This is a genomic window from Shewanella sp. c952, from assembly GCF_019654975.1.
Taxonomy (GTDB): domain Bacteria; phylum Pseudomonadota; class Gammaproteobacteria; order Enterobacterales; family Shewanellaceae; genus Shewanella.
Map to the genome: position 1 here is coordinate 44,991 of NZ_BPEW01000030.1, position 9,222 is coordinate 54,212.

General features: G+C 43.6%; 8 protein-coding genes and 1 pseudogene. 2 read left to right on the top strand and 7 right to left on the bottom strand.

What is annotated here, in order from left to right; all coding sequences use genetic code 11:
* Positions 1-243: 243 nt before the first annotated feature.
* From nusB to glyA, 7 genes are all read right to left on the bottom strand, one after another.
* Positions 244-651 carry a transcription antitermination factor NusB gene (gene nusB, locus K5R16_RS17190; RefSeq protein WP_220738937.1) on the bottom strand — a complete coding sequence of 136 codons (408 nt, stop codon included), beginning with the start codon at positions 649-651 and terminating at the stop codon, positions 244-246.
* Between the two features lie 14 nt (positions 652-665).
* Complete coding sequence (ribE, locus tag K5R16_RS17195; RefSeq protein WP_220738939.1) at positions 666-1,142, bottom strand: 6,7-dimethyl-8-ribityllumazine synthase; 477 nt, start codon at positions 1,140-1,142, stop codon at positions 666-668.
* Positions 1,143-1,287: 145 nt separating this feature from the next.
* Entirely contained in the window at positions 1,288-2,391 is a 1,104-nt protein-coding gene (ribBA, locus tag K5R16_RS17200; RefSeq protein ID WP_220738941.1) for a bifunctional 3,4-dihydroxy-2-butanone-4-phosphate synthase/GTP cyclohydrolase II, read from the bottom strand.
* A 147-nt stretch (positions 2,392-2,538) separates the two neighbouring features.
* Positions 2,539-3,204 carry a riboflavin synthase gene (locus tag K5R16_RS17205; protein WP_220738943.1) on the bottom strand — a complete coding sequence of 222 codons (666 nt, stop codon included), beginning with the start codon at positions 3,202-3,204 and terminating at the stop codon, positions 2,539-2,541.
* A 4-nt stretch (positions 3,205-3,208) separates the two neighbouring features.
* Positions 3,209-4,330, bottom strand: coding sequence for a bifunctional diaminohydroxyphosphoribosylaminopyrimidine deaminase/5-amino-6-(5-phosphoribosylamino)uracil reductase RibD (gene ribD, locus K5R16_RS17210; protein WP_220738945.1), 1,122 nt, complete (start codon positions 4,328-4,330; stop codon positions 3,209-3,211).
* Positions 4,331-4,376: 46 nt separating this feature from the next.
* Positions 4,377-4,826 carry a transcriptional regulator NrdR gene (gene nrdR, locus K5R16_RS17215; protein WP_020911503.1) on the bottom strand — a complete coding sequence of 150 codons (450 nt, stop codon included), beginning with the start codon at positions 4,824-4,826 and terminating at the stop codon, positions 4,377-4,379.
* Positions 4,827-4,944: 118 nt separating this feature from the next.
* Complete coding sequence (gene glyA / locus K5R16_RS17220) at positions 4,945-6,201, bottom strand: serine hydroxymethyltransferase (protein ID WP_220738947.1); 1,257 nt, start codon at positions 6,199-6,201, stop codon at positions 4,945-4,947.
* 610 nt (positions 6,202-6,811) lie between these two features.
* On the opposite strand from glyA, the gene ettA reads away from it, so the two are divergent.
* Positions 6,812-8,479: an energy-dependent translational throttle protein EttA gene (ettA, locus tag K5R16_RS17225; RefSeq protein WP_220738949.1), complete on the top strand. Its 1,668-nt coding sequence runs from the start codon at positions 6,812-6,814 to the stop codon at positions 8,477-8,479.
* A gap of 506 nt (positions 8,480-8,985) precedes the next feature.
* Positions 8,986-9,222, top strand: a pseudogene (locus K5R16_RS17230) (IS4 family transposase); the annotation flags it as partial.

Here is a 9,222-nt window from a genome sequence, read left to right on the forward strand (position 1 = left end):
CCATATCATACCAATCAGTATAAGAACTTGGTCGACTCAGAGTATTTCTCGCGAACTAATTCAAGACCAATGGATGACATAATGGCTATGCCATTATGCGTTCATTCAGCGCTAAACTAGGCCTAAAAACACTCATTAAAGCCGAGTATTCAAATTTATATACTGATTGGTACTCGCCACGAGCTATGCAACAAAGGTGCTCTTTTAGCCATACAAAAACGGCATCCGAAGATGCCGTTTTGACTATTTAGTTCTTGCTACTAACTTATCCAGAATACCGTTAACGAACTTATGTCCATCTTCAGCGCCGAATGATTTGGCAAGCTCGATAGCTTCGTTAATCGCTACCTTATATGGAACATCTTTACGGAAAGTCAATTCATAAGTCGCTAAGCGTACAATCGCTTTCTCAACCGGATCAACTTCATCCATAGGACGAACCAAAAATGGAGTGATAAGCTCATCCAATTGGCTTTTCTTTGTTGCGACGCCACCTAATAGCTCACGAAAGTAAGCTATATCGACACCATCAACATTTTGTTCAGTTAGAAACTCATGCTCAACGTCAGCAATATTGTTGCCACTTAGCTGCCAAGAGTAAATGGCCTGAACCGCTAAACGACGTGCCTTTCGGCGCTCTGAAGGCTTCATTAAATTGTCCTAAATTACAGCTGTTCTTCAAGTGCTTGCAAAACGTTAACCATCTCTAGCAGACCCAAAGCAGCTTCACCGCCTTTGTTACCTGCTTTAGTACCTGAACGCTCAATAGCTTGTTCAATGGTATCTGTGGTTAAAACGCCGAATGAAACAGGAATATCATACTCAAGTGCAACTTGAGCTAACCCTTTATTACATTCGCCTGCAACAAAATCAAAATGAGGTGTACCACCACGGATAACCGCACCAAGTGAGATTATTCCGTCAAATTTTCCGCTTGCCGCAACACGACGGGCAGCAAGTGGCAGTTCAACAGCGCCAGGCACTTTAATTACAGTGATGTTTTCATCTGCAACTTGACCAAAACGCTTTAGAGTGTCTACCGCACCATCAAGCAAACTATCTACTACAAAGCTGTTGAAACGTGAAACTACGATCGCAATTTTTGCGTTTTTCGATTCGATATTACCTTGAACTACGTTCATTTATCTTACCTAAATTAGCTTAATTACCCAGCATGGGGGCGGAAGAGGCGGTATGATACCACAGCCACTAACGCTGATCCCTATGCAATTTATAAGAAAAGTGTGAAATTGTACCTCGGGCAATAATAATCACCGCGAGCAAAATTTATTCTGCTATATATTCAGTCACTTCTAGACCAAAGCCAGAGAGTGAGTGGTAACGCTTTGGTGAACTCAACAGACGCATAGACGTTACACCCACATTAGCGAGTATTTGAGAGCCAACACCAACTTGGCGAGACGTACCCTGCCACTTAGCTGTAATAGGTGCGCTGCCGTTATCTTCAGCTTCGAATGCTTTAACTTTAGCTAAAATATCACTGCTATGCTCTTGATGACCAAGCAACACAAGCACACCGCCTTCATCACCAATACGCTGCATTGCCTTCTCTAACGGCCAGCTACGCTGCTGATCACGCTCAGAATGCAATAAGTCGTTAAAGGTATTTTGTAGGTGAACACGAACCAGAGCATTCTCGGTAACAGGACCTTTAACTAACACATAATGTAATTGGTTATCGATAGTGTCACGGAAAGTGAGCATATCAAACTCGCCAAAACGAGTCGGTAACTTACACTGTGCTTCACGGACCACACTGGTCTCTTTCGTGTTGCGATACTCAATTAAGTCAGCAATGGTGCCCATCTTTAAACCGTGCTTTTCAGCAAAGATTTCAAGATCGGGACGACGCGCCATTGTGCCGTCGTCGTTTAGAATCTCAACGATAACTGATGATGCTTCAAAGCCTGCAAGCCTTGCCAAATCACAGCCAGCTTCAGTGTGACCAGCGCGAATAAGCACCCCGCCCTCTTGCGCCATCAATGGAAAAATATGACCTGGTTGAACGATATCAGCAGGCTTTGCATCTTTACCGACAGCCGCTTTAACAGTCACTGCACGATCTTGAGCTGATATTCCGGTTGTAACACCCTCAGCCGCTTCAATAGACACGGTAAAGTTAGTTGAAAACTGTGCATTATTATTTGTCACCATCAGCGGAAGATTTAACTGCTGGCAGCGCTCTTTGGTTAATGTCTGGCAAATAAGACCACGGCCGAAGGTAGCCATAAAGTTAACAGCCTCAGGCGTCACCATGTCAGCAGCCATAATAAGGTCGCCTTCATTTTCTCTGTCTTCATCATCCATCAAGATAACCATCTTACCTAGACGAATATCTTCAATGATCTCTTCTATACTATGTAACGCCATGTTTAGACCTTTATTTTTGTATTACTGCGTTAGCTGAGGTCGCTAATCAATAAGCCGCTTGTGGCACAGCAGTAAATAAATGTAATGATTATTTTGTAGGATTTTCTAATGACAAATTCTATCGTTAAAATAGTCTTAAGCCAGTTTTTATCTTAAAAAACCTGAGCGAGCTAACAAATCCATAGTAACTTCTGACTTAGGTTGCTCTGCTTGCTGCTCTGATGAATAGCTCATCAACCTTTCTAAGTGACGGGCAATAAGATCAACTTCGATATTGACACTATCCCCTGCCTTCAAATTTATTAACGTTGTTTCGCCTGCGGTATGAGGCACGATGGTCAATCTAAAACGATGCCCTTGCACTTCATTAACCGTCAAGCTGACACCATCGATTGTGATTGAACCTTTATGCGCAATGTAGCGACCGAGCTCAGCAGCAGGCGTCAGCCAAAATTCTATGGCTTGGCCTCGCACTTGCCTGTCATCTACACGGGCAATTCCATCAACATGGCCACTAACCATATGCCCACCAAGACGGGTTGTTGGTGTAACCGCTTTCTCTAGGTTTACAGCAGTACCAACGGCGTAATGAGCAAAGCCAGTTAAGCTAACGGTTTCGGCAGATATATCGGCAACATAACCATCAGCTAGACGCTCTACAACCGTTAAACACACACCGTTTGTCGCAATACTATCACCTAGCTTTACATCCGACAGATCAAGTTTTGCACTTGCGACCGTTAATCTAATGTCATCACCACGGCGTTCTACTTTACGCAGATGACCTACCGATTCAATAATTCCAGTAAACATAAGGTTAGTTACTCATTCTTAATGTTAAGCGGGTATCTTTACCCACTTTTCGTTCATCTATTACATCAATACTTGGGATTTCGGACATTTTCTCGAAATCGGGCAGCGCGAGTAGATCTCTACCGCCACCGCCTAGTATCTTCATCGCTTGATATAAAATAATCTCATCGACAGCATGACTTGCTACAAACGCACCGGCAAGCGTGGCTCCAGCCTCCACTAGCACTGAATTACAGGTTTTACCTAACAGAGAGAGTAAAGCTTTAAGATCCACTCGATTATCTGTAGCTGGCAACACTTGATGACTCACATGAGCAGGCCATTCTGACTTTACAGATTCCGGATAGTCGCGAGTGCTCACAAGCAATATTGGGCTAGTAACACTAAACATTTTCAACGTAGCCCCCAGCCTAGCTTGGCTATCTAATATTACACGTAAAGGCTGGTGCACTTCTGCTGGTGCGATCTCATTTGCTAAAGAACCTAATTCACTGTGACGGACATTTAAACTAGGGTTATCAGCTAAGACCGTTTCAACGCCAGTGATCAAAGCGCAGTGTCTCGCACGAACTCGCTGCACATCCCTTCGAGCTTCAGGACCTGTAATCCATTTTGACTCACCGTTAGATAATGCCGTTTTACCATCGAGGCTAGCGGCTAACTTAACCGTTACCCATGGCAAGCCTTGCTCCATACGCTTTAAAAAACCAAGGTTAACCTGCTTAGCAACATCGGTTAGTAAACCAACATCAACCTTAATTCCAGCCGCTTGTAACATCGCGATACCGCGGCCCGATACTTGCGGATTAGGGTCTGTAACCGCAACGACAACGCGGCTCACTCCGGCGTCAATCAGTGCTTTAGCACAAGGAGGGGTGCGGCCGTAATGGCTACAGGGTTCAAGAGTAACGTAGGCTGTTGCGCCTTTGGCGTCATCCCCCGCCATATTAAGGGCGTAAACTTCAGCGTGGGGACCGCCTGCGCGTATATGATAACCTTCGCCGATAATCACGCTATCTTTGACGATAACGCTGCCAACACACGGATTGGGTCTGGTGGTGTAGAGCCCTTTTTGTGCTAATTCAATAGCGAGGCTCATCATTTGATTGTCTTCAGTTGACCACATAATGTAGCGAGTTCCGATTAATCAATTAGATAATAAATGGGTATGACTATTTCTGTAAGTTCGCGATAGCTTCGCCAAATTCAGACACATCTTCAAACGCGCGATAAACCGATGCAAAACGAATATAAGCCACCTTATCGAGATTAACCAATTGGTCCATCATTAGGTTACCAATCATTTCTGATTTGACTTCGCGTTCGCCGGTTGCGCGTAGTGTTGATTTAATCTTAGTTAAAGACTGTTCAATTTGATCCATCGATACCGGTCTTTTTTCTACGGCTCGAAGCATGCCGCCACGGAGCTTTTCTTCATCGAAAGGCTGTCGACTGCCATCTTGCTTCACCACTCGAGGCATAACAAGTTCAGCACCTTCAAAAGTAGTATAACGCTCATGGCACTGCACGCACTCTCTACGACGACGTACTTGATGACCATCAGCGACGAGTCGCGAGTCAATCACTTTAGTGTCTGTTGCGCTGCAAAATGGACAATGCATCTGGCCTCCGGTCAGTTAATAAATGGAACAAAATACGGGTATCAAATTTGGCTGAAATGCCAACAAAAATGGCCGCATAAATGCGGCCATTAAAGTTTACCTGATTTAACGCTTAAGGTTAACCGTAAACAGGGAACTTAGCGCATAATTCAAGAACCTGCGCTTTCACTCGCTCGCTAACTGCAAGATCAGTAATATCATCAAGGACGTCACACATCCAGTTAGTCAGTAATACTGATTCTTGTTCACCAAAACCACGACGGGTAATAGCAGGAGAACCAATACGCAGACCAGATGTTACAAATGGTGAGCGTGGGTCATTCGGCACTGAGTTTTTGTTAACCGTGATGTTTGCGTTACCCAATGCGGCGTCAGCATCTTTACCCGTCATATCTTTGCTGATCAAATCAAGCAAGAATAGGTGGTTATCGGTACCGCCAGAAACAACATCATAACCACGCTCAATGAAAGTGCGTGCCATTGCTTTTGCGTTAACAACTACTTGCTCTTGGTATGTTGTAAATTCTGGGTCAAGTGCTTCTTTAAATGCAACCGCTTTAGCAGCGATAACATGCATTAAAGGACCACCTTGGCCACCAGGGAATACAGCAGAGTTAAGCTTCTTGTAAATAGCTTCGTCATTAATGGCTGATAAGATCAAACCGCCACGTGGGCCTGCTAGTGTCTTATGCGTTGTGGTTGTCACAACATGCGCATGCGGCAATGGGTTTGGATAGATACCTGCAGCAACAAGACCTGCAACGTGAGCCATATCGACAAATAAGTAAGCACCGACTTTATCTGCGATTTCACGGAACTTGCCCCAATCAACGATACCTGAGTATGCACTGAAACCTGCAATAATCATTTTAGGCTTATGTTCAACAGCTAAGCGCTCAACTTCAGCGTAATCAATTTTGCCTGTTGATTCATCAATACCGTACTGAACAGCATTATATAACTTACCAGAGAAGCTAACGTGTGAACCGTGAGTTAAATGACCACCATGAGCAAGGCTCATACCTAGAACGGTATCACCACCTTCTAGAAGTGCCATGAACACTGCCGCATTAGCTTGTGAGCCTGAGTGTGGCTGTACGTTTGCGTACGTTGCACCAAACAACTCTTTTGCGCGTGAAATCGCTAACTCTTCAACGATATCTACATGCTCACAACCGCCATAATAACGTTTGCCTGGGTAACCTTCGGCATACTTGTTAGTAAGCTGAGTACCTTGTGCTTCAATAACGCGAGGACTTGTATAGTTTTCTGAAGCAATGAGTTCGATGTGCTCTTCTTGACGACGAGTTTCATCTTCAATCGCTGCAAACAGTTGTGGATCGTAATCCGCGATATTCATGTCTTTTTTCAGCATTATTCACTCCAGCTGTAAATTCTTATAGTAGGGTTGCGCGGTATGATACAGCGCAATTGATCACAATCCCAGCATTAGAAACATGAAATTACTTGCATTTAATAGTGAGTAGCGTTTAGGGAAGTCAAAATTGCAAACATGAACGGCCGCAGCGATTGTATTACATAGTAAAAACACCTTTACCCTATTGATTCATCACCTTGTAGTGTAAGCACAGAAAACTCTGTTCTAAAAATGGGTCGATTCACCACTTATTAATTCATTTCGGTCTGCTGATATAGCGTCAGCAGTTCACCGGATAATCCCCACTATAATCGATATGTTAATAATTAAAGGCACTTCAGATGAGTAGGGGTATCACCATCATCACGAAATGAAAAAGACCAGTCATCAATCGTGGTCAGCGTGCCACTGCGGTCAAAGTCTTGTTCAACTAAATCGATATAATGAGGTTCAGCCTCGAGCAGTAAGGCAGTGTTTAATCCACTTTAAATTCCCACTGAACAGCTATTGAACTCTCATTGATTTCACTTTTGTTGAGGTATAACGGCTGTAAGTTCAGTGATGATTCGAGTAGAATTGTCGCCATTCCCAGTCAAAGAGAAATGAAATGGCTCAGTTTGTATACAGCATGCTTAGAGTGGGCAAGATTGTTCCGCCTAAAAAGCAAATTCTAAAAGATATCTCCTTAAGCTTTTTCCCAGGTGCCAAAATTGGTGTTTTGGGTCTAAACGGTTCAGGTAAATCAACCCTACTTCGCATTATGGCCGGCCTCGATACCGAAATCGAAGGTGAAGCTAGACCAATGCAAGATCTTAAAATTGGTTACTTACCGCAAGAACCTAAACTCGATCCGACCCAAACAGTGCGCGAAGCGATTGAAGAAGCAGTTTCTGATGCTAAAAACGCACTGGTACGCTTAGACGAAGTTTATGCTCTTTATGCTGAACCAGATGCAGATTTCGATGCGCTAGCTAAAGAACAAGGCCAGCTTGAAGCCATCATCCAGTCACAAGATGCACATAACCTTGATGTGGTATTAGAACGTGCAGCCAATGCACTTCGCTTACCAGATTGGGATGAAAAAATTGAAGTACTCTCAGGTGGTGAAAGACGCCGGGTCGCGATTTGTCGCTTATTGCTTGAAAAGCCAGATATGCTGCTACTCGATGAACCGACCAACCACTTGGATGCTGAATCTGTTGCTTGGTTAGAGCGATTTTTACAAGATTATACCGGTACTGTGGTGGCAATTACCCACGATAGATACTTCCTTGATAATGCCGCGGGTTGGATTTTGGAGCTCGATCGCGGTGAAGGGATCCCGTGGGAAGGTAACTACTCTTCTTGGTTAGAGCAAAAAGATGCTCGTTTACAACAAGAGTCTGCCACCCAAAGCGCTCGTCAAAAAACGATTGCTAAAGAGCTAGAGTGGGTACGTCAAGGGTCTAAAGGGCGCCAGTCTAAAGGTAAGGCGCGTATGGCTCGCTTTGAAGAGCTTAATACCAACGATTACCAAAAGCGTAACGAAACCAACGAGCTGTTTATTCCACCAGGGCCACGTTTGGGTGACAAAGTTATTGAGATCAATAACCTGACTAAATCATACGGCGACCGAGTACTGATTGATGATTTAAGCTTCTCAGTCCCTAAAGGCGCAATTGTCGGTATTATCGGTGCTAACGGTGCCGGTAAGTCGACGCTGTTCAAGATGATTTCAGGTGCAGAGCAACCCGATAGCGGCAGTGTTGAGCTAGGAGAGTCAGTACAAATAGCATCAGTAGAGCAGTTCCGCGATTCAATGAACGATAAAAATACGGTATGGCAAGAGATCTCTGAAGGCCAAGATATCATGCGTATCAACAACACAGAAATCCCAAGCCGTGCTTATGTAGGCCGCTTTAATTTCCGTGGTGGCGATCAGCAAAAAATTATCGGCACTCTATCGGGCGGTGAACGCAATCGTGTGCATTTGGCTAAGTTATTACAAGCTGGCGGCAACGTATTACTACTCGATGAACCAACCAACGATCTAGATGTTGAAACCTTGCGTGCACTTGAGGAAGCGTTATTAGAGTTTCCAGGTTGTGCCATGGTTATTTCCCATGACCGTTGGTTCTTAGATAGAATTGCGACGCACATTCTTGATTACCGCGACGAAGGTAAGGTTAACTTCTACGAAGGTAACTACACCGAATACTCGACGTGGCTAAAAGATACCTTGGGTACTGATGTTGTTGAACCGCACCGTTTAAAGTACAAACGCATGACTAAATAGTCATAACTTCAGTTCATATAAAACAGAGACTTCGGTCTCTGTTTTTGTTTCTACCAGCCTGTTTGTCACGCCAGTTTTCTGCCTGCCGTCAAATTAATAGCGCAACAATGCACAATCTAATTGTATAGTTAATTTAACTGCAGCAATATACTTTATGCATTATACCACCATAAACAATCTTCGATGAGTTTTTGGTACATCGAGACTACCAACGTTGGTCATTCTGTGAATAATTTTAAACTGAGTTTTCAGTGAGATACGGTTTAATTCCCCTTGCGGTTATTTGTTGATTCTCAAGCAACTCATTTGCAAAATTAAAAGTGATTCCCCCTACCGAAGAGGGTCTGTTTGAGCAAATTGAAAGCCAATATGATATAGACTCTGAGCCTGACGAATCCCCACAAAAAGACAAATAGAAATAATGAGATAGGCAAAATAATAAGGAACATTCATGGCATTTGGTGATCAAATTTATCGCCAAACAAAAATTACCACGAGTAAATGCCATGAATGCGAAACAAGTTTTATCAAAATGCCTATCCCTTGTCACCCCGTTAATGCACAAAACTCGCCGACAAAGTTTATTCTCATCAATAGAAAGTTCAATGAACGGTGCTTCACTTTCAATCACAGGTCTTGGTCGTGAGATTGAGAGCAAAGCCATGGAAAAACATAAGATTAAACGCGTAGATAGGCTTTGTAGTAACACCTATTTACATCGCGATATCGAGTTCATTTATACC

Excerpts from the sequence above, each read along its gene's own strand:
- nusB (WP_220738937.1), bottom strand. The coding sequence starts at position 651 with ATGAAGCCTTCAGAGCGCCGAAAGGCACGTCGTTTAGCGGTTCAGGCC.
- ribE (WP_220738939.1), bottom strand. The coding sequence starts at position 1,142 with ATGAACGTAGTTCAAGGTAATATCGAATCGAAAAACGCAAAAATTGCG.
- ribBA (WP_220738941.1), bottom strand. The coding sequence starts at position 2,391 with ATGGCGTTACATAGTATAGAAGAGATCATTGAAGATATTCGTCTAGGT.
- K5R16_RS17205 (WP_220738943.1), bottom strand. The coding sequence starts at position 3,204 with ATGTTTACTGGAATTATTGAATCGGTAGGTCATCTGCGTAAAGTAGAA.
- ribD (WP_220738945.1), bottom strand. The coding sequence starts at position 4,330 with ATGTGGTCAACTGAAGACAATCAAATGATGAGCCTCGCTATTGAATTA.
- nrdR (WP_020911503.1), bottom strand. The coding sequence starts at position 4,826 with ATGCATTGTCCATTTTGCAGCGCAACAGACACTAAAGTGATTGACTCG.
- glyA (WP_220738947.1), bottom strand. The coding sequence starts at position 6,201 with ATGCTGAAAAAAGACATGAATATCGCGGATTACGATCCACAACTGTTT.
- ettA (WP_220738949.1), top strand. The coding sequence starts at position 6,812 with ATGGCTCAGTTTGTATACAGCATGCTTAGAGTGGGCAAGATTGTTCCG.